21 protein-coding genes, 1 tRNA gene and 1 other RNA gene are annotated in these 20144 nt (G+C 70.3%); 9 read left to right on the forward strand and 14 right to left on the reverse strand.

The window, feature by feature from the left end:
- Both JHN63_RS08440 and ffs read right to left on the reverse strand, forming a co-directional pair.
- Positions 1-1346: DNA polymerase III subunit gamma and tau (locus tag JHN63_RS08440; protein WP_200678451.1), on the reverse strand; the 1346-nt coding region annotated here is incomplete at its 3' end.
- Between the two features lie 113 nt (positions 1347-1459).
- Positions 1460-1558, reverse strand: an RNA gene (ffs, locus tag JHN63_RS08445) — signal recognition particle sRNA small type.
- Positions 1559-1629: 71 nt separating this feature from the next.
- Here ffs and JHN63_RS08450 point away from each other — a divergent pair.
- A tRNA-Ser gene (locus tag JHN63_RS08450) sits at positions 1630-1717 on the forward strand.
- A gap of 142 nt (positions 1718-1859) precedes the next feature.
- Here JHN63_RS08450 and JHN63_RS52485 read toward each other — a convergent pair.
- The 6 genes from JHN63_RS52485 to JHN63_RS08480 all read right to left on the reverse strand — a co-directional run bounded on the left by JHN63_RS52485 (position 1860) and on the right by JHN63_RS08480 (position 6539).
- Positions 1860-2522, reverse strand: a complete 663-nt coding sequence (locus JHN63_RS52485; RefSeq protein ID WP_200678454.1) for an arsenate reductase ArsC — start codon at positions 2520-2522, stop codon at positions 1860-1862.
- Positions 2515-3210, reverse strand: a complete 696-nt coding sequence (locus JHN63_RS08460) for a helix-turn-helix domain-containing protein (RefSeq protein WP_200678456.1) — start codon at positions 3208-3210, stop codon at positions 2515-2517. The genes JHN63_RS52485 and JHN63_RS08460 overlap by 8 nt, the downstream gene beginning before the upstream one ends.
- A gap of 71 nt (positions 3211-3281) precedes the next feature.
- Positions 3282-4715 (reverse strand): FAD-dependent oxidoreductase, encoded by a 1434-nt coding sequence (locus JHN63_RS08465; protein ID WP_200678458.1) that lies wholly within the window; start codon positions 4713-4715, stop codon positions 3282-3284.
- 75 nt (positions 4716-4790) lie between these two features.
- On the reverse strand, positions 4791-5114 hold the full coding sequence (trxA, locus tag JHN63_RS08470) for a thioredoxin (protein ID WP_200678460.1): 324 nt from the start codon (positions 5112-5114) through the stop codon (positions 4791-4793).
- Positions 5115-5133: 19 nt separating this feature from the next.
- Positions 5134-6129 carry a thioredoxin-disulfide reductase gene (gene trxB / locus JHN63_RS08475; RefSeq protein ID WP_200678462.1) on the reverse strand — a complete coding sequence of 332 codons (996 nt, stop codon included), beginning with the start codon at positions 6127-6129 and terminating at the stop codon, positions 5134-5136.
- On the reverse strand, positions 6126-6539 hold the full coding sequence (locus JHN63_RS08480) for an arsenate reductase ArsC (protein WP_200678464.1): 414 nt from the start codon (positions 6537-6539) through the stop codon (positions 6126-6128). Before JHN63_RS08480 ends, trxB begins: the two co-directional genes overlap by 4 nt.
- Positions 6540-6640: 101 nt before the next feature.
- On the opposite strand from JHN63_RS08480, the gene JHN63_RS08485 reads away from it, so the two are divergent.
- Together JHN63_RS08485 and JHN63_RS08490 are read left to right on the forward strand one after the other, a co-directional pair.
- Complete coding sequence (locus JHN63_RS08485; RefSeq protein WP_200678465.1) at positions 6641-6949, forward strand: helix-turn-helix transcriptional regulator; 309 nt, start codon at positions 6641-6643, stop codon at positions 6947-6949.
- Positions 6946-7725: an aquaporin gene (locus tag JHN63_RS08490; RefSeq protein ID WP_200678466.1), complete on the forward strand. Its 780-nt coding sequence runs from the start codon at positions 6946-6948 to the stop codon at positions 7723-7725. Before JHN63_RS08485 ends, JHN63_RS08490 begins: the two co-directional genes overlap by 4 nt.
- A gap of 94 nt (positions 7726-7819) precedes the next feature.
- Here the strand turns inward: JHN63_RS08490 and JHN63_RS08495 are convergent, their stop codons facing one another.
- Together JHN63_RS08495 and JHN63_RS08500 are read right to left on the reverse strand one after the other, a co-directional pair.
- The gene (locus JHN63_RS08495) at positions 7820-8131 is read right to left on the reverse strand and encodes a (2Fe-2S) ferredoxin domain-containing protein (protein ID WP_374222904.1); all 312 of its coding nucleotides are present in this window, start codon (positions 8129-8131) and stop codon (positions 7820-7822) included.
- A 91-nt stretch (positions 8132-8222) separates the two neighbouring features.
- On the reverse strand, positions 8223-10214 hold the full coding sequence (locus JHN63_RS08500) for a heavy metal translocating P-type ATPase (protein WP_200678467.1): 1992 nt from the start codon (positions 10212-10214) through the stop codon (positions 8223-8225).
- A gap of 95 nt (positions 10215-10309) precedes the next feature.
- On the opposite strand from JHN63_RS08500, the gene JHN63_RS08505 reads away from it, so the two are divergent.
- Together JHN63_RS08505 and JHN63_RS08510 are read left to right on the forward strand one after the other, a co-directional pair.
- Positions 10310-10702 carry a metalloregulator ArsR/SmtB family transcription factor gene (locus tag JHN63_RS08505; RefSeq protein WP_200678468.1) on the forward strand — a complete coding sequence of 131 codons (393 nt, stop codon included), beginning with the start codon at positions 10310-10312 and terminating at the stop codon, positions 10700-10702.
- Between the two features lie 248 nt (positions 10703-10950).
- Complete coding sequence (locus JHN63_RS08510; RefSeq protein WP_200678469.1) at positions 10951-11766, forward strand: sulfite exporter TauE/SafE family protein; 816 nt, start codon at positions 10951-10953, stop codon at positions 11764-11766.
- Between the two features lie 57 nt (positions 11767-11823).
- Here the strand turns inward: JHN63_RS08510 and JHN63_RS08515 are convergent, their stop codons facing one another.
- On the reverse strand, positions 11824-12201 hold the full coding sequence (locus JHN63_RS08515) for a helix-turn-helix transcriptional regulator (RefSeq protein WP_200678470.1): 378 nt from the start codon (positions 12199-12201) through the stop codon (positions 11824-11826).
- A 146-nt stretch (positions 12202-12347) separates the two neighbouring features.
- On the opposite strand from JHN63_RS08515, the gene JHN63_RS08520 reads away from it, so the two are divergent.
- From JHN63_RS08520 to JHN63_RS08530, 3 genes are read left to right on the forward strand one after another with little or no spacing between them, the layout of a single operon-like run.
- Positions 12348-13715 (forward strand): NAD(P)-binding domain-containing protein, encoded by a 1368-nt coding sequence (locus tag JHN63_RS08520; RefSeq protein WP_200678471.1) that lies wholly within the window; start codon positions 12348-12350, stop codon positions 13713-13715.
- Positions 13716-13743: 28 nt separating this feature from the next.
- The gene (locus JHN63_RS08525) at positions 13744-14214 is read left to right on the forward strand and encodes an ArsI/CadI family heavy metal resistance metalloenzyme (RefSeq protein ID WP_200678473.1); all 471 of its coding nucleotides are present in this window, start codon (positions 13744-13746) and stop codon (positions 14212-14214) included.
- 7 nt (positions 14215-14221) lie between these two features.
- The gene (locus tag JHN63_RS08530) at positions 14222-15469 is read left to right on the forward strand and encodes an MFS transporter (RefSeq protein ID WP_200678474.1); all 1248 of its coding nucleotides are present in this window, start codon (positions 14222-14224) and stop codon (positions 15467-15469) included.
- Positions 15470-15520: 51 nt separating this feature from the next.
- Here JHN63_RS08530 and JHN63_RS08535 read toward each other — a convergent pair whose 3' ends face one another.
- The 3 genes from JHN63_RS08535 to JHN63_RS08545 all read right to left on the reverse strand — a co-directional run bounded on the left by JHN63_RS08535 (position 15521) and on the right by JHN63_RS08545 (position 18314).
- Positions 15521-17278, reverse strand: a complete 1758-nt coding sequence (locus JHN63_RS08535) for a tyrosine-type recombinase/integrase (RefSeq protein WP_200678476.1) — start codon at positions 17276-17278, stop codon at positions 15521-15523.
- An 11-nt stretch (positions 17279-17289) separates the two neighbouring features.
- Complete coding sequence (locus JHN63_RS08540; RefSeq protein ID WP_200678478.1) at positions 17290-17589, reverse strand: helix-turn-helix domain-containing protein; 300 nt, start codon at positions 17587-17589, stop codon at positions 17290-17292.
- 155 nt (positions 17590-17744) lie between these two features.
- Positions 17745-18314, reverse strand: coding sequence for a helix-turn-helix transcriptional regulator (locus tag JHN63_RS08545; protein WP_200678480.1), 570 nt, complete (start codon positions 18312-18314; stop codon positions 17745-17747).
- A 289-nt stretch (positions 18315-18603) separates the two neighbouring features.
- Between JHN63_RS08545 and JHN63_RS08550 the strand changes: the two genes are divergently transcribed.
- A complete protein-coding gene (locus JHN63_RS08550; protein WP_200678482.1) occupies positions 18604-20118 on the forward strand; it encodes a DnaB-like helicase N-terminal domain-containing protein in 1515 nt (504 codons plus the stop codon).
- Positions 20119-20144: the final 26 nt, after the last annotated feature.

Consider the following 20144-nt stretch of genomic DNA (forward strand, 5'->3'; position numbering starts at 1 on the left):
CCTGCCCCTGCCCACGCGGGTGCCCCTGGACCTCGTACGGCTGCGCGTGCGGCGGCGGCGCCACTGCCCGGCGGGACGGGTGCGGCACCCGCGTGGGCAGGGGCAGGAGTGTGGACCGGGTTGTGGGCGTGGGCGTCGGGTCCGGGGGCGTAGCCCATGGCGGGCGCTGCGCCGCCACCCGAGAAGTTGACGCCCCGTTCCAGTCGGTCGAGGCGGGCCATGACCGACTGCTCGTCGCCGTAGGCGGCGGGGAGCATCACACGGGCGCAGATGAGCTCGAGTTGGAGGCGGGGGGAGGTGGTGCCGCGCATCTCGGTCAGGCCGGTGTTGACGAGGTCGGCGGCGCGGCTGAGCTCGGCCGCGCCGAAGGTGCCGGCCTGGGCCTGCATGCGTTCCAGTACGTCGGCGGGGGCGTCGATGAGGCCCTTGTCGAGGGCGTCGGGGACGGCGGCGAGGATCACCAGGTCGCGGAGGCGCTCCAGCAGGTCGGCGACAAAGCGGCGCGGGTCGTTGCCGCCCTCGATGATGCGGTCGACTACCTCGAAGGCGGCGGCGCCGTCACCGGTGGCGAAGGCCTCGATGACGGAGTCGAGGAGCGAGGCGTCGGTGTAGCCGAGCAGCGAGGTGGCCATGGCGTATGTCACACCGTCGGTGCTCGCGCCCGCGAGCAACTGGTCCATGACGGACATGGAGTCACGCACGGAACCGGCACCCGCCCGCACGACGAGCGGCAGTACGCCGTCCTCGACGGGGATGTCCTCCTGCCCGCAGACCTGACCCAGGTAGTCGCGCAGGGTGCTGGGCGGCACGAGCCGGAAGGGGTAGTGATGGGTGCGCGACCGGATCGTCCCGATGACCTTCTCGGGCTCGGTGGTCGCGAAGATGAACTTGAGGTGCTCCGGCGGCTCTTCGACGACCTTGAGCAGCGCGTTGAAGCCGGCCGGCGTGACCATGTGGGCCTCGTCGATGATGTAGATCTTGTAACGGCTGCTCGCGGGCCCGAAGAAGGCCTTCTCGCGCAGCTCACGGGCGTCGTCCACACCACCGTGCGACGCGGCGTCGATCTCGATGACGTCGATGGAACCGGGTCCGTTGCGCGCGAGGTCGCGGCAGGACAGGCACTCGCCGCAGGGGGTGGGGGTGGGGCCCTTCTCGCAGTTCAGACAGCGGGCCAGGATGCGCGCGCTCGTGGTCTTGCCGCAGCCTCGCGGCCCGCTGAACAGGTACGCGTGATTGACCCGGTTGTTCCGCAGCGCCTGCTGCAACGGGTCGGTTACATGCTCCTGCCCGATGACCTCGGCGAACGACTCCGGGCGATAACGGCGGTACAGCGCGAGAGACGACACGCGTACGAGGTTATAGGCGCGCACTGACAACGGGGGCCGGTGGCGAGCTTGCCGCAACCTCGGCCGCAACCGCGGTTACGGCTACGGGCGCAGCCACGGCCACGGGCGCCGGGAACGCAAGCGCCCCCCACGCACCCGCCAGAGCCAACCTACCCTTGCTGCCTTCCGGCCCTGGGGGAGTTCAGTCAGATAGCGCCGCGTGAGGGGCTCCGCACAGGCTACAGGATCTGAGCGGGGGGAACGAGTTCGCGAGCACTCCTCAACGTCTTGTATTGTTTGCCGCGGAGGATTCGCCTAGTGGCCTAGGGCGCACGCTTGGAAAGCGTGTTGGGGGCAACCCCTCACGAGTTCGAATCTCGTATCCTCCGCCAGTGCCTCACCGGGCACGATGTCGAAGGGCCCCACCATTCGTGGTGGGGCCCTTCGTCGTGCGTGGTCTCAGTTTTGGTCTCAGTTCCTGTGATTGGACCCGGACGGACTCCGGTGAACAGTGATCTGGTTCACCGTCTCCCTTCAATGCTGTGCCGGAACTCCGAGGTCGTCGAGAAGTCCGCGGACGCGGCGCTCGATGTCGTCGCGGATGGGGCGGACGTTGTCGACGGTTTCGCCCGCGGGGTCGTCCAGGGTCCAGTCGAGGTAGCGCTTGCCGGGGAAGACGGGGCAGGCGTCGCCGCAGCCCATGCTGACGACTACGTCGGCGGCGCGGACGATCTCGTCGGTCCAGGGCTTGGTGAACTCGCGGGAGATGTCGATGCCGCGTTCGCTCATCGCGTCGATGGCGGCCGGGTTGACCTCGTTTCCGGGTTCGGAGCCGCCCGACCATGCGACGGCGCTCTCGCCGGCGAGGTGCTGGAAGAAGCCCATGGCCATCTGACTGCGTCCGGCGTTGTGGACACAGAGGAAGAGCACGACGGGCTTGCCGTCGGCGTGGTGGCCTTCGACCTTGGCGAGGGCGCGCAGGCGCTGGCGGGCGAAGCGTTCGGCCATGAGCGGGAGGAAGTTGGGGATGGTGCTGCGGCCGGCGAACTGGTCGTAGCTGGTGTGCAGGAATCGTTCGATGGTCTCGTGGCCGAAGACGCCGTCGAACTCGCGGCTCAGGTGGGTGGCGGCGGTTCGCAGGGCGAGTTGCTGGTCGATGCTCAGGTCGCGGTGCGGGGTGGGCGCGGTCTCAGTCATCGGTGCCTCCAGGAGGTCGGACGGCGGGCGCCAGCCGGTCGATCCGGTCGGCGAGATCACTCAGGGCGTCGGCGAAGGCGTCGTCGGTGCCGGTGCGGGTGGGGTCGGGGACCGACCAGTGCAGGCGGTCGGGGACCCGGGGGCCGAGCTGCTCGTGAGCGTTGTCGCAGACGGCGACCACGAGGTCGTCCGGGCGCAACGTCTCGTCGATGTGGGCGGTGCAAGCCGGGGTCAGGGAGAGGCCGTGTTTGCGGGCGGTCGCGACGGCGCGGGGGTGGATGCGCCGTGCGGGCTCTGTTCCCGCCGAGGCGGTCGGGATGGTGCTGTGGCGTTTCCAGAGGGCGGCGGCGAGGTGCGAGCGGGCGGAGTTGTGGGTGCAGACGAACACCACACGGGGCGCTGTCCGCAGGAGGGCTGGCATGGTGTCGGCCAGGGTTTCCACGCGCAGACGCAGATAGGTGCGCCGCCGGTCTCCCTCGGAGCGGGACCGCTCGATCAGGCCGACCTGTTCGAGCAGCTTGAGGTGGTGGGCCAGGAGATTGCTGGGAAGGCCCAGTTCCTGGCCCAGTTCGCCGGGCGAGGCATCGCTCAGCAGCAGCCGGTCGATGATCGCCAGACGTGCGGGCTCCCCCAGGGCCGCGTGCCGTTGTGCTCGCGCCACCACCGATGCAGACCACTCAGTATTCATTGACTCAATTTTCATTGAGCTAATGCCTTGGTGTCAAGGGTTCCATGAGAGCCAGAGGGCGATGCCCAGTGTCAGAAGACGCCCAGCATGCGGCGCTGTACGTCGAGGTGGTGCTCGTTCATCCATGCCTGGGCTGCGATCTGGACCGCGTCCCAGGGTGAGCCGAGGGGTGGGGTGTAGGAGAGGTCGAGTTCGCTGAGGCTGTCGACCGGCATGCCGTGGAAGAGGGCGGTTGCGTACGTGTCCACGCGCTTGGCGATCTCGGCGCCGCGCCGTCCGACGAGTTGGGCGCCGAGCAGGAGGCCGCTTTCGGTGTCGCCGGTGATGCGGATGGAGATCGGGGTGGCGCCGGGGTAGTAAGCCTTGTGGTCGTCGGGGTGGCTCGCGGTGGTCGCCGGTGCCCAGCCCCGTCCGGCGTCGGCGGCTTCGTGGTCGCGCAGGCCGGTGCGAGCGGCGACGAGGTCGAAGACCTTGACCACCTGCGTGCCGAGACTGCCGGCGAACCAGCGGCTGCCGCCGAGGGTGTTCTCGCCGGCGATCCGGCCCTGCTTGTGGGCGGTCGTTCCGAGCGGCAGCCAGGTCTTGCCGAGAAGGCGGTGGTGGGTGACGGCGCAGTCTCCGGCCGCGTAGACGTCGGGCAGGGAGGTGCGCATGTACTCGTCGACGTCGATCGCGCCCTTCACGCCGAGCCGGGCTCCGGCGGTGGCGGCGAGGGTGGTGTCGGGTCGTACGCCGACGACGACCAGGACGAGGTCGGCGCTGCGGCTGATCGGCTGACCGTCTGGTCCGCTGGCCTGTACGTGAAGGGCGTCGCCGGCGGGGTCGCGGGTGATCGCGGAGACCTGGGTACCGGTGATGACCTCGACGCCGTGCGCTTCCAGCTCGGCGTGAACCAGCGCGCCCAGCTCAGGATCGACGGTCGGCAGGACCTCGGGGAGAGCCTCGATCTGCGTGACCTGGAGGCCGCGGGTGGTGAGGGCCTCGGCCATCTCCAGGCCGATGTAGCCGGCGCCGATGACGACGGCCGACTTGGGGTGGCGCGCGGCGATGGACTGCATGACCCCGAAGGTGTCGCCCATGTTGTGCAGGAGATGGACGCCGTCCTGCGGGCCGAGCGCGTCGGGTCCTGTCAGCCCCTCGATGGGCGGGCGGGAGCTGACGGCTCCGGTGCCCACGATCAGTGCGTCGTACGGCAGTTCCCCGATCCATCCGTCCGCGTCGCGCACCATCACGCGCTTGCCGGTCACGTCGATGCCGGTGGCGAGCGTGTTGGTGCGCACCTGCATGCCGGTGGCCTTGAGGTCGTCGAGGGTGCGGTGGGCCAGATTGCTCCAGTGGTCGACCTCGCCGGAGACGTAGTACGGGATGCCGCAGATGGAGAAGTTCGGGTAGGCGTCGGCCACCACCACGGTGACCTCGCCCTCGGGATCCAGCTCGCGGGCGCGCAGGGCCGCACTGATGCCTGCGTCGCTCCCGCCGATGGCGACGATGCGTTTGCTGGCCATCGGGAAACCTCCGTCGGAGATCGGAGAAGGGGAGGTGGTGGGGGCTGCTGTTCGCGCCCCCACCGGCGTTGCGGGTCAGGCGAGGTGGTCGGCGAGTTCGCGTTCGAGGGCGGCCTTCGGCTTCGCGCCCACGATGGTCTGTACGATCTCGCCGCCCTTGTAGAGGTTCAGCGTCGGGATGGACATCACGCCGTAGCGGGCGGCGACGCCCGGGTTCTCGTCGATGTTGAGCTTGACGATCTCGATCTTGTCGCCGGGCTCGGCGGCGATCGCCTCCAGCGACGGGGCGATCTGGCGGCAGGGGCCGCACCAGGCGGCCCAGAAGTCGACCAGGACGGGTTTGTCGCTGGCGAGGACGTCCTGGTCGAAGGAGTCCTCGGTGACGTTCTTGAGAGCCATGGTGTTTCTCCAGGGAGCGTCAGACAGCGGCTGTGACTGCTTCGTCGGCGGTGTCGGTGTCGCTCAGGGCGGCGAGGTATCGCTCGGCGTCGAGGGCGGCGGCGCAGCCGGACCCGGCCGCGGTGATGGCCTGGCGGTAGGTGTGGTCGACCACGTCGCCCGCGCCGAAGACGCCCGTGATGTTGGTACGGGTGGAGGGGGAGGCGACCTTGAGGTAGCCCTCGTCGTCCAGGTCGAGCTGGCCGGTGACCAGGTCGGTGCGCGGGTCGTGGCCGATGGCGACGAACAGACCCGTAGCCGGGAGGCGGGTGGTCTCGCCGGTGACGGTGTCGCGCAGGGTGAGCCCGGCGAGCTTGCCGCCGTCCTCGCGGATTGCGGCGACCTCGCTGTTCCAGGCGAAGGAGATCTTCGGGTCCGCGAGCGCGCGGTCCTGCATGGTCTTGGACGCGCGCAGGGTGTCGCGGCGGTGGACGATCGTCACGGAGCGGGCGAAGCGGGAGAGGAAGGTGGCTTCCTCCATCGCCGTGTCGCCGCCGCCGACCACCACGATGTCGTGCTCGCGGAAGAAGAAGCCGTCGCAGGTCGCGCAGTACGACACACCTCGGCCGGAGAGCGCGTCCTCGCCGGGCAGTCCCAGCTTCCGGTGCTGCGAGCCGGTCGCCACGATGACGGCCTTCGCCCGGTGGACCGTCCCCGCCGAGTCGGTGACGGTCTTGACGGTGCCGGTGAGGTCGACGGCGACGATGTCGTCGGGGATCAGCTCGGCGCCGAAGTGTGCGGCCTGGGCCCGCATGTTGTCCATCAGGTCCGGGCCCATGATGCCGCCCGGGAAGCCGGGGAAGTTCTCCACCTCGGTCGTCTGCACGAGCGCGCCGCCGGCCGTGACCGCGCCCTCGAAGACCAGCGGCTTCAGCGAGGCACGGGCGGCGTAGAGGGCGGCGGTGTATCCGGCCGGACCTGAGCCGATGACGATGACGTTGCGGACGTCCCCGACCGTGTCGGTCGCGGTGCTCATGCCTGCGGCTCGGGCGCAATCTCCTTGATCAGGCCCTCGACGAGCACCTTGATCTCGTCGCGGATCGGACGGACCGCCGCGACGCCCTGGCCCGCCGGGTCCTCCAGCTGCCAGTCGAGGTACCGCTTGCCGGGGAAGACGGGGCAGGTGTCGCCGCAGCCCATGGTGATGCAGACGTCCGACTCCTTCACCGCGTCCACGGTGAGGATCTTCGGGACCTCGGCGGAGATGTCGATGCCGACCTCGGCCATGGCCTCGACGGCGGCCGGGTTGACGCCCGCGCCGGGGTTGGAGCCGGCGGAGCGGACCTCGACGCGGTCACCGGCCAGGTGGGTCAGCCACGCGGCGGCCATCTGGGAACGGCCGGCGTTGTGGACGCAGACGAACAGCACGGAGGGCTTGTCGGACATCAGAGGTCTCTCTTGTCTCACGACGGGATCAGGCGGCATCAGGTGCGAATGACATCAGTACCTGGTGGTGTCAGCCACCACTGATATGAAAGTATCAGTCCATGCTGACGTCAGTCGACACTGATCTGATCCGGGTTCTGGCCGACCCGCTCAGGCTCCAGATCGTGACCCTGCTCGCCCAAGAGACGCTGTGCACCACCCACCTCGTGGAAAAGACCGGTGCCAAGCAGACCAACCTGTCCAACCACATGAAGGTGCTGCGCGAGGCCGGGCTCGTCGAGACGGAGCCGTGCGGCCGGTACATCTACTACCGGCTCAAGCCCGACGTCCTCGCCTCACTCGCCGGCCAGTTCGCCGAGCTGGCCGAGTCCGCGCGCGCCGCCGCAGAGAACAAGAGGGCCTGTCCATGACCGCCGCCGAAGCCGCCCCGACCGCGGAGTCCGCGACACCCGCTCCAGCACCCGCAACCGTCGGGTCCGCGCCGGGCGCCACTCCGCCGCGCACCCCGCTGGTCGCCCGGGCCGCCGCCGAACTCATAGGCACCGCCCTGCTCGTAGCGGTCGTGGTCGGCTCCGGCATCCAGGCCACCGAACTCACCAAGGACGTCGGCCTCCAGCTGCTGGCCAACTCCACCGCCACCGTCTTCGGCCTCGGCATCCTGATCCTCCTGCTCGGCCCGGTCTCCGGCGCCCACTTCAACCCGGTCGTCACGCTCGCCGAGTGGTGGACCGCCCGGCGCGGCGGTCCCGGGGTCACCCCGCGCGAGGTGGCGGTGTACGTGCCCGCGCAGATCGTCGGCGCGATCGCGGGCGCGATCCTGGCGGACGCGATGTTCAGCGAGCCGCTGGTGAAGTGGTCCACCCACGACCGGTCGGCGGGGCATCTGCTGCTGGGCGAGGTCGTCGCGACGGCCGGCCTGATCCTGCTGATCTTCGGCCTGGCCAGGGCGGACCAGCTGCGCTTCGCGCCGGTCGCGGTCGCCTCCTACATCGGCGCCGCGTACTGGTTCACCTCGTCCACGTCCTTCGCGAATCCGGCGGTGACCATCGGCCGCGCGTTCACCGACACGTTCGCTGGCATCGCCCCCGGCTCGCTTGCGGGGTTCATCGGCATGCAGGTCGTCGGCGGCGTGGTCGGGCTGGCGCTGGTCGCGCTCATCTTCATGCCCGGACGATCGGCCGAGTGACCAGCACGACCAAGGTGGTGGTGATCGGCGGCGGCCAGGTCAGGCTCGCCGCCGGTGTGCGGCTGGAGGCGACAGCACCCCGGCTGGGGTCGGGTCAGTCTTCGAGTTCGTGGCGGACGCGTCGGGACGGGCTGAACGTGTAGAGGTCGAGGATGCCGGGCGCCTCGGCGAGGCCGGGGCCGCCGTCCCTGACCCAGGCAGCGATGTCGGCAGCGGCGCCGGGGTCGTTGACCTGCCCGAGCCATACCGGGCGTCCGCCAGCTCTGCGGCCTTCGGCTGAGGGCTGGATGACGATGACGTTGGCGCGCTCGCATGCGTCCAGGCAGTCGGTTCGCCGGACCATGGCGACTGCGGCCAGCTGAGCGCGCAGGTCGGTGAGCTGGGCTTCGTGGTCCAGGCGCGGCACTTTGGCCGGGGTGCCGCAGCAGCAGCCTCGGCAGACTGTGACGGTGGGCCGGGCCGCCCCCGGGCTGGGGCGGCCTTCTTGTTGCGGCGGCTCACCGCACGTCCTTCGCGGCGCGGTTCCAGGCGGCGTCGCGGAGCAGGCGCAGCCCGTTGAGGCCGACGATGACGGTCGAGCCCTCGTGGCCGAGCACACCGAGCGGCAGCGGCAGGTGGCCCGCCAGGTCCCAGATGACCAGGCCGGAGATGAACACTGCGGCGATGACCAGGTTCTGCACCACCAGGCGGCGGCCGGCCCGCGACAGGCTCACGACGGTGGGGATGGTGGCGAGTTCGTCGCGGACGATGACGGCGTCGGCGGTCTCCAGGGCGAGGTCGGAGCCGGCGCGGCCCATGGCGATGCCGGTGTGGGCGGCGGCCAGGGCGGGGGCGTCGTTGACGCCGTCGCCGATGACCAGGACCTTGCGCCCCCGGGCCTCCAGGCGCCGTACGGCTTCTACCTTGTCCTGGGGCAGCAGGCCGGCGTGGACCTCGTCGCCGGGGATGCCGACCTCGGCGGCCAGGCGGGCGGCGGCGCGCGGGTTGTCGCCCGTCACCAGCATCGGCATGCTGCCGGTCAGGGTGGTCAGGGCGGCGACGGTCGCGGCGGCGTCGGGACGCAGCCGGTCGGCGATGCCCAGCACGCCGACCGGAGAGCCGTCGCGCAGGACCAGGACGGCCGTGCGGCCGCCGTCCTCCAGCTCGGCCGCGACGTCGGCGGCACGGACCGAGGCGGTGTCGTCGTTGCCGTCGAGGAGGCGGGCGGGGGCGCCGACCGCAACCATGCGGCCGTCGACGACAGCCGTGACACCGACGCCGGGGGTGGAGGTGAAGTCCCGCATCTCGGCGATGGCCAGGCCGTGGGTGCGGGCGGCGTCGACGACGGCGCGGGCCAGGGGGTGTTCGCTGGGGTGCTCGGCTGCGGCGGCGAGTGCCAGGAGGGTGTCCTCGTTCAGGCCGGAGCCGTCCAGGGGGCGGATGTCGGTGACGCGGGGGGTGCCCTCGGTGAGGGTGCCGGTCTTGTCGAGTGCGACCGCGTCGACCTGCCCGAGACGCTCCATGACCACGGCGGACTTCACCAGGACGCCGTGACGTCCGGCGTTGGCGATGGCCGAGAGCAGCGGCGGCATCGTCGCCAGGACCACCGCGCACGGCGAGGCCACGATCATGAAGGTCATCGCCCGCAGCAACGAGCCGGTGAGGTCCGCGCCGAACACGAGGGGGACCAGGAAAACCGCCAGAGTCGCGACGACCATGCCCAGGCTGTACCGCTGCTCGACCTTCTCGATGAACAGCTGGGTGGGCGCCTTGGTGACGGAAGCCTCCTCGACCATCGCCACGATACGGGCGATCACCGAGTCCGAAGCGTCCCGCTCGACCTTGACCCGCACGGCACCGGTGCCGTTCAGCGTCCCGGCGAAGACCTCGTCCCCCATCTCCTTCGCGACCGGCAGCGGCTCGCCGGTGATGGTGGCCTGGTCGACGTCGCTGGCCCCCTCCAGTACCCGGCCGTCCGCACCGACCCGCTCCCCGGGCCGGACCAGGATCATGTCGCCGACCACCAGGTCCCCGGTCGCGACGCTCTCCTCGCTCCCGTCATCGGCCAGCCGGGTCGCGGTGGCGGGGGCGAGGTCGAGCAGACCGCGGACCGCGTCCTGGGTGCGGGCGGTCGCCAGCGCCTCCAGGGCGCCGGAGGTGGCGAAGATGACGATCAGCAGCGCGCCGTCCATCACTTGCCCGATCGACGCCGCACCGATCGCGGCCACGATCATCAGCAGGTCCACATCCAGGGTCTTCTCCCGCAGCGCCGTCAGGCCCGCCCAGGCCGGTTCCCACCCGCCGGTGACGTAGGCGGCGGCGTACAGCGGACTCCACACCCAGGCGGGAGCGCCGGTCAGCTGAAGGGGCAGCGCGGTCAGGAACAGCACCAGCGCCGCGGCGGCCCAGCGGGCCTCGGCCAGGGCGAACACCCGGGTACGGCGCTTCGGCGCCATACGGAGGGCGGCCGGAGCTGCCCTTTCGGGGCGCTGGAGCAGGTCGGAAGGCATGACAAAACAACCCTTCAGGGATGGAAGGCGGCAATACATCCACCGTACAGGAACACCTGAACAGGTCTTCAGATGTAGCCGGTAGGATGGGCGGCATGGGTCACGGAGCCGAGGACAACAACAACCACGTCACCCCCCGCGAGCGCCTGGACGCGGCGGGGGCCAGTGACGTCGCCGCCACCCTCCAGGCCCTTGCCACCCCTTCGCGCCTCTACATCCTGGCCCGCCTCCAGGAAGGCCCCTGCGCGGTCGGCGACCTCGCCGAGGCCGTGGGCATGGAAGCCTCCGCCTGCTCCCACCAGCTCCGCCTGCTGCGCAACCTCGGACTCGTCACCGGAGAACGCCACGGCCGTTCCATCGTCTACGCCCTCTACGACAACCACGTCGCCGAGCTGTTGGAACAGGCCCTCTTCCACGTCGAGCACCTACGACTCGGCCTGCGCGACGCCCCCGCGGCCGAAGCGGCGCCGGCCGCGGTCCGGCAGTAAGCGGTCATGTTCCGCGACTCCCGGGACGGGACGGGCGCGCGGGCCCCGGAGTGATCACGTTTCCGCAGGTCGCCGTTGGCTGAAGTCCTCTCGGAACCGGATCGGATATGCCCCTGCCTCGACCGCCCGCCAGGAGCTGGCCAGCCGGCTCGAAGCCGTCCACCGCACGGAGTGCGGCTGGTGCGTTTCCCTGAAAGGTGAGTAGGCGCCGTAGCGGGCAGGGGTCGCTGCCAGCAAAGATGCCCATCATGACCACCGGCAGGGATCTCGCTCCCGCACGTTCGATACACGCGACGCCCTTGGTGTTCGGCGCGGGAGCAGGCATCGGCGTGCTGGGCGGGATGATCGGTCTGGGCGGCGCGGAGTTCCGTCTGCCGCTGCTGATCGGCTTGTTCGGGTTCGCCGCGCTCGCCGCGGTCATCCTGAACAAGGCGATGAGCCTGGTCGTGGTCCTGGCCGCGCTGCCCGCCCGCCTGGCAGCCGTCTCCGCCTCTGAAGTGGCCGCGCACTGGTCTGTCGCGGTCAACCTGCTGGCCGGGAGTCTGCTGGGCGCTTGGGCCGGGGCCTCGTGGGCGGTGCGGATGCGCAGCTCCACCCTGTACAAAGTGCTGGCGGCGTTGATGGTGCTGATGGCCGCGGCCCTGATGGCTACGCACCTCGCGACCGTGGGGACGCTCGCGCTCCCGCTGTGGGCCCGGGTGCCCTGCGGGGTCGTGGCGGGCTTCGGGATCGGGGTGGTCGCGGCGGTCATGGGCGTAGCCGGGGGTGAGTTGCTGATCCCGACGATCGTGCTGCTGTTCGCGGTGGACATCAAGACCGCGGGCAGCCTGCCCCTGCTGGTGTCATTGCCGACGATGCTGGTGGCCTTCGCCCGCTACAGCAGTGACGGCAGCTTCGCCGTGCTGGGTGCCAATCTGCGCTTCACCGGGGTCATGGCCGCGGGTTCGGTCGCAGGTGCGCTGCTGGGCGGCCTGCTGCTCGGCGTCTTCCCGGACCTGGTGCTCATTCCCGCACTGGCCCTGATCCTGGTCGTTTCCGCGGTCAAGCTCGCCCGCCACGACTGAGCCCCCGCACCAGCAAGCTGTGAAACCTCAGGATGCGGGCGAGCTGATCCGTGCAGGTCAGGTGGCTGGCGCGGCCTTGGTCAGCAGCTGACCCATCGCAGCGAGGACCGCCGGCTCCACCCGGTAGTACACCCACGTGCCGCGCCGCTCCGAGGAGAGCAGCCCGGCCTCCTTGAGCTTCTTCAAGTGGTGGGAGACGGTCGGCTGGGACACCCCGACGTCGGAGATGTCGCACACGCACGCCTCACCGCCCTCGTGCGAGGCCACCGACGAGAACAGCCGCAGCCGCACCGGGTCGCCGAGTGCCTTGAACATCCGCGCGGCCGTCTCGGCCTCACCGGCCGTGAAGGGGCGCTCGGTCAGCGGAGGGCAGCACGGCGCCACGGTCTCGGAGACCTCGGGCTCAAGCAGCGGCAGCACCTTCGTATTAGACATGCATCTATGTTGACACACATCGAACCAGGCTGGCGAGAGTGTGCCGACGGTCCAGATTCGATGAATGTCTATGTTGACTGCTGTCTAATCAGGTGTCACCCTGGGCGGAGAAGACATCGACAAACGTCGAAACAAAGGGGAGTCTCGTGAACGCGCCCACCACCGACCAGCTGCCCGTCGTGGTCATCGGAGCCGGCCCGATTGGCCTGGCCGCCGCCGCCCGCCTCATCGAGCGCGGGCTCGAACCGCTCGTCCTGGAGGCCGGGCCGTCCGCCGGCACCGCGGTGCGGGCCTGGTCGCATGTGCGGCTGTTCTCCCCCTGGGCCGAGGTCACCGACCCGGCCGCGGAGAAGCTCCTCGCCCCCACCGGCTGGGTCCGCCCGGACGGCGCCGCCTACCCCACCGGCGGTGACTGGGCCGAGAAGTACCTGCAGCCGCTCGCCGACGTCATCGGCGACAAGGTCCGCTACGGCACGCAGGTGACCGGAGTCGCCCGCGCGGGCCGGGACCGCATCGTCGACTCCGGCCGCGACGAGCAGCCCTTCACCGTCCACCTCCAGTTCGCCGACGGCCGCGAGGAACTGCTTGCCGCCCGCGCCGTCATCGACGCCTCCGGCACCTGGTCGACCCCCAGCCCGCTGGGCGCCGACGGCCTGCCCGCCCTCGGCGAGAAGACGGCCGCCGAGCGCATCTCCTACCAGGTCCCCGACCTGGGCAACCCGGCCGTCCGCGCCCGGTACGCGGGCAGGCGCACCGCTGTCATCGGTTCGGGTGCCTCCGCCTTCACCGCCCTCGCCTACCTCGCTGATCTCGCCAAGGAGGAGAAGGGGACCCACGCGGTGTGGATCCTGCGCCGGGGCATCGGCGCGAGCACGTACGGCGGTGGCGAGGCGGACGAGCTGCCCGCGCGCGGCGCGCTGGGCCTGCGTGCCAAGGCGGCCGTCGAGGCCGGCCACGCGAGCGCGGTCACCGGCTTCCGCACACAGGCTGTGGAGCGGGAGGGTGACCTGCTGGTCCTCGTCGCTGAGGACGGCCGCCGCCTTGACCCGGTCGACGAGGTCATCGTCCTGACCGGCTTCCGCCCCGACCTGTCCTTCCTCTCCGAACTCCGCCTCGGCCTCGACGAGCGCCTCCAGGCCCCCACCGCGCTGGCCCCGCTCATCGACCCGAACGTCCACTCCTGCGGAACGGTCTACCCGCACGGCGTGAACGAGCTTTCTCATCCGGAGCAGGGCGTCTACCTGGTCGGCATGAAGTCCTACGGCCGCGCGCCCACGTTCCTCGCGATGACCGGCTACGAGCAGGTCCGCTCCATCACCGCCGCCCTCGCCGGCGACCACGAGGCCGCCGAGCGCGTCGAGCTGACCCTGCCGGAGACCGGCGTCTGCGGCGGCGCGGGCCTGTTCGACGACCCCGACGCCGCCCAGAGCAGCGAAGGCGGCGGCTGCTGCGCCGCCCCGGCCACCCTGCAGATCGGCATCGGCACTCCCGCAACCGCGTCCGGCGGCTGCTGAACTCCCCATCCACCCCAGGAGATTCGCCATGTCCCGCGTACAGCTCGCTCTGCGCGTCCCCGACCTCGACGCGTCCGTCGCCTTCTACACGAAGCTCTTCGGCACCGAGCCCGCCAAACTCCGCGACGGCTACGCCAACTTCGCCATCACCGAGCCCCCGCTCAAGCTCGTCCTCATCGAAGGCACCGCAGGCGAGGCGACCCGCATGGACCACCTCGGCGTCGAAGTCGAGACGACCGAGGCGGTCAAGGCAGCCACCGCCCTCCTGGGCGAGGCGGGTCTGGCCACCGACGTGGAGAACGACACCACCTGCTGCTACGCCCTCCAGGACAAGGTCTGGGTCCACGGCCCCGGCCAGGAATCCTGGGAGGTCTACGTCGTCAAGGCCGACGCCGACTCCCTGGCCAAGCAGCGAGGCAGCACCTGCTGCACCGGCACAGCCGACTCCGCAGCCGGCACCGGGGCGAAGGAACCGGTCGCCGCGGGCGGCTGCTGCTGATCCGCCGATGACCCACCTTCACACCAGCGGGGCCGTGACCGGGACGGGAGACCGGTCACGGCCCCGCGCCGCCCTGCCCGCCCTGTGCGCCACCCAGATCACCAGCTGGGGCATCGTCTACTACGCCTTCCCGGTCCTCAATCCGCAGATCACCGCCGCCACCGGCTGGTCGACGACCGCCACCACCGCCGCCTTCTCGGGCGCGCTCCTGATCTCCGCCCTCACCGGCATACCCATCGGCCGCATCATCGACCGCCGAGGCCCGCGCGCTGTGATGACCACCGGCTCCGTCCTGGGCGTCGTCGCCGTGCTGGCCATCGCCTTCGCGCCCAACCTGATCGCCTTCACTGCCGCCTGGCTCCTGGCCGGCCTCGCCATCGCCGCCACCTTCTACCAGCCTGCCTTCGCCGCCCTCACCCGATGGTGGGGCGAGGACCGCGTCCGCGCGCTCACCATCGTCACCCTCGCCGGCGGCCTGGCCTCCACCGCCTTCGCACCCCTGACCGCGACGCTCGCCGAGCACCTGAGCTGGCGCAGCACGTACGCCGTACTCGCGGTGATCCTGGCCCTCGTGACCATCCCCGCCCATGCCCTCGCGCTCCGAGGACCCTGGCCATCCGCCCCGGCGCCGCCGTCCCGACAGGCCACCAACAGCGGCTCAGTGACCCGCAGCCGGCCGTTCCTGATGCTCGCCACCGCACTCACGTTGAACAGCTTCGCCATGTACGCGGTCGTCATCGCCCTCGTCCCTCTGCTGATCGCACGCGGCGCCAGCCCCACCGCCGCTGCCTGGGCCCTCGGACTCGGCGGCCTGGGCCAGACCCTCGGCCGCACCCTGTACGCGACCCTCGCCCGCCGCACCGGCGTCACCACCCGCGCTGTCGCCCTGATCGGGCTCGGCGGGATCACGACCGCCGGGTTCGCGATGGTCTCCGGCCCCTTCCCCTTGCTCATGGGCATCACGATCGCGGCCGGAATAGTGCGGGGCAACCTCACCCTGCTCCAGGCCACCGCCGTCACCGACCGCTGGGGCACGACCCACTACGGGCGCCTATCCGGGCTGTTGGCTGCGCCTGCCACCATCGCGTCTGCTCTGGCGCCGTTCGCGGGAGCCGCTCTGGCCGGACCGCTCGGCGGGTATCCCCGCCTGTTCATCGTGCTTGCGTTGGCCTCCGTCGCGGCAGCCCTCTTCGTGGCTGGAGGGACCCCGAGCCGTTCACAGCACGGTGCCGACGGGACGTCTACGAGCCCGTAATGGCCGGTGGGCTGCACCGTTCCCGGAACAGCCCACCTAACTCATCTACGGCTACCGCTTCTCACTGTCGCCGTACTTTCCCGGATCCTTCGCGCGATCCGCAGCCTGTGCGCAGGCCGCCGCAAAGGCCGCCGTCACCGCTCCTTCGTCCGTGCCGCTCGCCCGAACGTCGATCTCTCCTCCCAGACGGCGAGCGGTGCTCCAGCGCACCACCTGGTCGGTGTAGAGATCCGTCTCGAACTCCCAGGCATCCACCGACCACGGATCGGGACGAGTAGCCGACTCACGCGCGCCGCCGGGCAGGAAGGCTGCGTGGGCATGGTGAACGACGCGGCGGTCGGGAAGGCGGTCGCGGACGGAGCCCGGGCCACCAGCCCCTTCCCGCTCCCACTTCCACCGGTCCCACTCCTCAACCTCAGCCATCTGACCTGGCCGTTCGGAGCGCCAGCGTTCCACGAGGGAGTCGGCGTGCCCACGGTCGCGGAAGGGGACGAGGTATTCGCCGATGCGAGCGACGTACACCAACACCTCGGCGGAAGCACCCGCCTCATCGGTAGCCTCCCTTCCTCGGCCAGCGGCCATAGGCCACAGCAGTCCGCTGACCTTGGCGGCCGTGTCCCTCAGCACGCGACCGGTCAGGTGCTGGTAACGGCGGCGCATCCGGGCCGAGTTGCCGGGCTCCCAGCCCATGATCCGGTCCACCACGGCATCGGGGACACCGAGGATGAGCAGCACGGTCGCGGCCGTGTGGCGAGCGTCGTGGAGGCGGCCGTCGCGGACGGCGGCAGCCTTCAACAGGTCCTTCCACCGGTGGTAATCGGTGTTGGGGTTGAGCGGTTCGCCGGTCGGCGAGGTGAACACGTACCCCTTCTCGACCCACAGGTTGCGGGCGAGGGTGCGCTCGCGGGCCTGCTCCTCCTTGTGCTGCTGGAGCAGCTTCAGGAGTTCCTCGGGGACACCGATCGGGCGCTTGCCCGCCTTGGACTTCGTTCCCTTGGTCTCCTTGCGGGTGTTGATCTTCTGCGGGCAGTAACCGGGCATACGGCCGCAGCGGTTGCCGCAGCCGTGCTTGTAGCGAGGCCGCAGGCGGCTCTGTCGTACCCGAATCACACCGGCGTCGAAGTGGACGTCCTCCCACTTCAGGCCCAAGACCTCGCCCTGGCGCAGACCGAGGGCCAGGGCGATGACCCACCGGGCGGTGTTGCGATGCTTGTCCGCTTCGAGCAGGAGCCGCTGGACCTCCTCGATCGTGTAGGGCTCGACCTCCTCTTCCTCCAGTTTCGGCGCCTTGGCGATCGAGACGGGGTTGAGGGTGATGTGCCGCCGCCGCACAGCCTCGTTGAGGGAGGTATTCAGGGTGCGGTGGACCTGGTGTGCGGTGCCGGCGGCGCTGCCTGCCTCCTGCATCTTCTTGTAGAACCGCTCGATGTGCTCGGGTTCGAGCTTCTCCAAGCGATGGGCGCCCAAGCCGGGAATGAGGTGGCGGTAGACGGCGACTCGGTAGCCGTCGATCGTGTACTCGCCAACGCTCGGTGCGGCGATGTTCTCCACCCAGTGCGTGAGCCAGGTCTCCACCGTCCAGTGCTGGCCGGCCTTGCGGACGCTTCCGGCGTCGCGCTTGCGTTCCAGCTCGCGTACGACCTTGGTGATCTCGGCGCGCGTCTTGCGACTGGCGTGACGGCGGTCCGGGCTGCCGTCGTCCTTGACGCCGACGGTGACGCGGCCGTGCCAACGACCGTCCTTGCCAAGGTAGATGGTGGAGGCGCCGTTGGGCTGCCGGGACGTGCGGGGCTTCTTCGGCTGCGTCATGCGCGCCCCACTCAGGCCGCGGTGCCGAAGTCCGAGGGCCGGTAGCGGCGGGCCAGGAATTCTCCGACCGCCTCGGCGGGTATGCGGCGCAGGCTGCCGATCTTCACGGAGCGGATCTCGCCGGACGAGACGTACTCGTACATCTTCGTCCGGCCGATGCCGAGACGGCGGCCGGCCTCCTCGACGGTGAGCCCGACGAGGGTGGGATCGCCTGGTACGTCGTCCCGCGCGGGCATCAGGGCGCGCAGGGCGCCCTCGGAGATGCCGAGCAGCTGGGCGATCTGGGTTACGGGCAGGGGAAACTCGGGCAAGAGGGCTCCTCACCCGGTCACGTACGGAGCGCCAACTCCGGTCGGACCGGTCATGGTGGTGTGGGTGGTGGTTGGGCGGTTGCGCAGACGCGCGAAGGTGCCGCAGGGGTAGGTCCTGGGTGTTCGCAGCACCGAGGGCCCGGCGGCGGGGGGGGTTACTCGTCGACGTCGACGGGAGCGTCGGTGGTCGACGGATTGAAGGCGTCGCCGAGCCAGCGGATCAGCCGGGAGCGGGCTCCCTTGTGGCGGTGGAAGTCGCCGTTGGAGGCCGCGTCCAGTTCGTAGGCAAGCAGGTTGCGGACCATGGTGTCCTGGTCCGGGTTGGCCTTGGTGTACTCCCGGAGCTGGTCCTGGATCGCGTCCATCGACTTGCCCAGGGAACGCCATTCCTTCCACAGCTCGACGTACTCGCCGACCAGCCGACGGATGATCGGGTTGGCCATCTGCCCTGGCGGACTGGCCAGTTCGTCGAGGGTCATGTCGAAGACCTTGCAGAAGCCGAGCGCCTCGTCGGTGTTGACGCGGCGGCGCGGCTTGCCACTCTCGATGCGCCAGATAGCGGACTGACCGATGGGGTGGCCGACCTCGGCCATCTTCTCGGCCAGGGTGACCGAACTCCAGCCGCGCGCTTCGCGCTCCAGCTTCACGCGCTCGGCGATGTTGTCCTCGACCGGTGGCCGCGCGTTCGTGGCGCTCGCGTCGTCGTCGCCCTTGCCGTTGGCCATCTTCACCTCCTCGTCGGGCGGGCCTGCCGTACAGCTGCGGCCTACGGTGAACTAGTTAACATCATTTGGAAGACGAATGCAACTAGACGTCTCTCAAATGCCTAGGGTAGACTTATGGCGTCCGGCGGCGAACGCGGCTGGACAAGCAGAAACCCCCGGTGCTGTGAACACCGGGGGCGAAGCGGAAACCCTCAACCGCCCAACCATGACGATCTGGACCGGTGGCCGGAGTTGGCGCTCCATGTAGCCTGCCGGGAGAGGAGTCCTATTGACCCAGAATACGGGTCACATGCACGAGATGCCATCCCACTCCGGATACCGGTCCGCGCCGTATCCGGACGAGCCGGCGCAGACTCCTTTCAACCTGGAGGCCGAGTGCGCAGTGCTCGGCGCCTGCATGCACCACAGCGACGTCATCGACACGGTTCGACCCATCCTCGGCGAGGACGCCTTCTACCGGCCCGCGCACGAAACGGTCTGGCGCGCGCTGCTCGCCCAGCACCGCGAGGGCAGGCCGACCGACCCGATCGTCCTCAGCGAGCTGCTCCAGGAGCAGGGCGATCTGGCGCGTGTCGGCGGAGCCGCCTACCTGCACCAGCTCGCCAGTGCGCTCTACGACGCCGGCAGCGCGCAGCACCACGCGGAGATCATCCGCAAGAAGGCCAACCTGCGCCGCCTGCTCGCCTCGGCCGTGCGGACCGTCCAGCGTGCCCAGGAGCCGGGCGCCGACCCCGACGAGATACGCAGCGAGATCGAAGCGGAGGTGCGCGCCGAGTGCGAGCGTGCCCTCGCATCGGGACAGGGCCGCTTGTCCCGCTTCGCTGTCGACGGGTGGGTCTTCGTCAAGGAGACCGGCGCCGACACCGAACCCTTGTGGGGAACGCGCGACAAGACCGTCTGGGCCTCTGGCGAGAGCCTGATGATCGTCGGCGCACCCGGGGTCGGCAAGACCACCCTGGCCCACCAGGTGATCTTCGCCCGCCTCGGTCTGCAGGAGACGGTCCTGGAGATGCCGGTCGCGCCCAGCAGGCGGGTGCTCTATCTGGCCATGGACCGCCCTAAGCAGATCGCCAAGGCCATGGCCCGTCGGGTCTTCGACACCGACGAGAAGATCCTGCGCGACGGACTCGTCGTCTGGCAAGGCCCGCTGCCCGCCAGCCTGGACAAGGAACCGGACCTCCTCGCCGACCTCGCCGCCGCCCACCGGGCCGACACCATCGTGATCGACAGCCTCAAGGACGCCGTGAGCACGATGGTCGACGACAGCCTCGCGGTCGCCTTCCACAACGCCCGCAACCGCGCCCTGCGAGGCGGCGTGGAGATCCTGGAGCTGCACCACCAGCGCAAGGCCACCGCCGACGCCCCGCACGGTCAACGCCCCAGCCTGGACCAGGTCTACGGCTCCACCTGGTACGTCTCCGGCGCAGGCAGCGTCCTGTTCGTCACAGGCAAGGCCGGCGACCCCGCCGTCACCCTGCACCACCTCAAGACCCCCACCGGCGAGGTCGGCCCGCTGGACGTCACCCACGACCACGTGCGTGGCACCACCACGGTCGACCCCACCAAGGACCCCGCCGTCCTGATCGGCAACGCCCCGAACGGGATGACCGCCCGAGACCTGGCAGTCGCCCTGCTCGGTGGAGGCGACCCCGACCGCGCCGACGTGGAGAAGGCACGCCGCCACCTCGGCCGCCTCGTCGATAGCGGCCTGGCCACCAAAGCCGACGGGATCGCCGGAGGTGCCGGAGGCGGACAGCAGACCCGCTACTACGCCTCCGCACGCCACCTCACCGCCGTCGGCTGAGCCCCACGGGCCCTCGCGAAGCGATC

It is taken from the genome of Streptomyces sp. MBT65, from assembly GCF_016612545.1.
In the GTDB taxonomy this organism is placed as follows: domain Bacteria; phylum Actinomycetota; class Actinomycetes; order Streptomycetales; family Streptomycetaceae; genus Streptomyces.

Excerpts from the sequence above, each read along its gene's own strand:
- JHN63_RS52485 (WP_200678454.1), bottom strand. The coding sequence starts at position 2,522 with ATGACTGAGACCGCGCCCACCCCGCACCGCGACCTGAGCATCGACCAG.
- JHN63_RS08460 (WP_200678456.1), bottom strand. The coding sequence starts at position 3,210 with ATGAATACTGAGTGGTCTGCATCGGTGGTGGCGCGAGCACAACGGCAC.
- JHN63_RS08465 (WP_200678458.1), bottom strand. The coding sequence starts at position 4,715 with ATGGCCAGCAAACGCATCGTCGCCATCGGCGGGAGCGACGCAGGCATC.
- trxA (WP_200678460.1), bottom strand. The coding sequence starts at position 5,114 with ATGGCTCTCAAGAACGTCACCGAGGACTCCTTCGACCAGGACGTCCTC.
- trxB (WP_200678462.1), bottom strand. The coding sequence starts at position 6,129 with ATGAGCACCGCGACCGACACGGTCGGGGACGTCCGCAACGTCATCGTC.
- JHN63_RS08480 (WP_200678464.1), bottom strand. The coding sequence starts at position 6,539 with ATGTCCGACAAGCCCTCCGTGCTGTTCGTCTGCGTCCACAACGCCGGC.
- JHN63_RS08485 (WP_200678465.1), top strand. The coding sequence starts at position 6,641 with ATGCTGACGTCAGTCGACACTGATCTGATCCGGGTTCTGGCCGACCCG.
- JHN63_RS08490 (WP_200678466.1), top strand. The coding sequence starts at position 6,946 with ATGACCGCCGCCGAAGCCGCCCCGACCGCGGAGTCCGCGACACCCGCT.
- JHN63_RS08500 (WP_200678467.1), bottom strand. The coding sequence starts at position 10,214 with ATGCCTTCCGACCTGCTCCAGCGCCCCGAAAGGGCAGCTCCGGCCGCC.
- JHN63_RS08505 (WP_200678468.1), top strand. The coding sequence starts at position 10,310 with ATGGGTCACGGAGCCGAGGACAACAACAACCACGTCACCCCCCGCGAG.
- JHN63_RS08510 (WP_200678469.1), top strand. The coding sequence starts at position 10,951 with ATGACCACCGGCAGGGATCTCGCTCCCGCACGTTCGATACACGCGACG.
- JHN63_RS08515 (WP_200678470.1), bottom strand. The coding sequence starts at position 12,201 with ATGTCTAATACGAAGGTGCTGCCGCTGCTTGAGCCCGAGGTCTCCGAG.
- JHN63_RS08525 (WP_200678473.1), top strand. The coding sequence starts at position 13,744 with ATGTCCCGCGTACAGCTCGCTCTGCGCGTCCCCGACCTCGACGCGTCC.
- JHN63_RS08530 (WP_200678474.1), top strand. The coding sequence starts at position 14,222 with ATGACCCACCTTCACACCAGCGGGGCCGTGACCGGGACGGGAGACCGG.
- JHN63_RS08535 (WP_200678476.1), bottom strand. The coding sequence starts at position 17,278 with ATGACGCAGCCGAAGAAGCCCCGCACGTCCCGGCAGCCCAACGGCGCC.
- JHN63_RS08545 (WP_200678480.1), bottom strand. The coding sequence starts at position 18,314 with ATGGCCAACGGCAAGGGCGACGACGACGCGAGCGCCACGAACGCGCGG.
- JHN63_RS08550 (WP_200678482.1), top strand. The coding sequence starts at position 18,604 with ATGCACGAGATGCCATCCCACTCCGGATACCGGTCCGCGCCGTATCCG.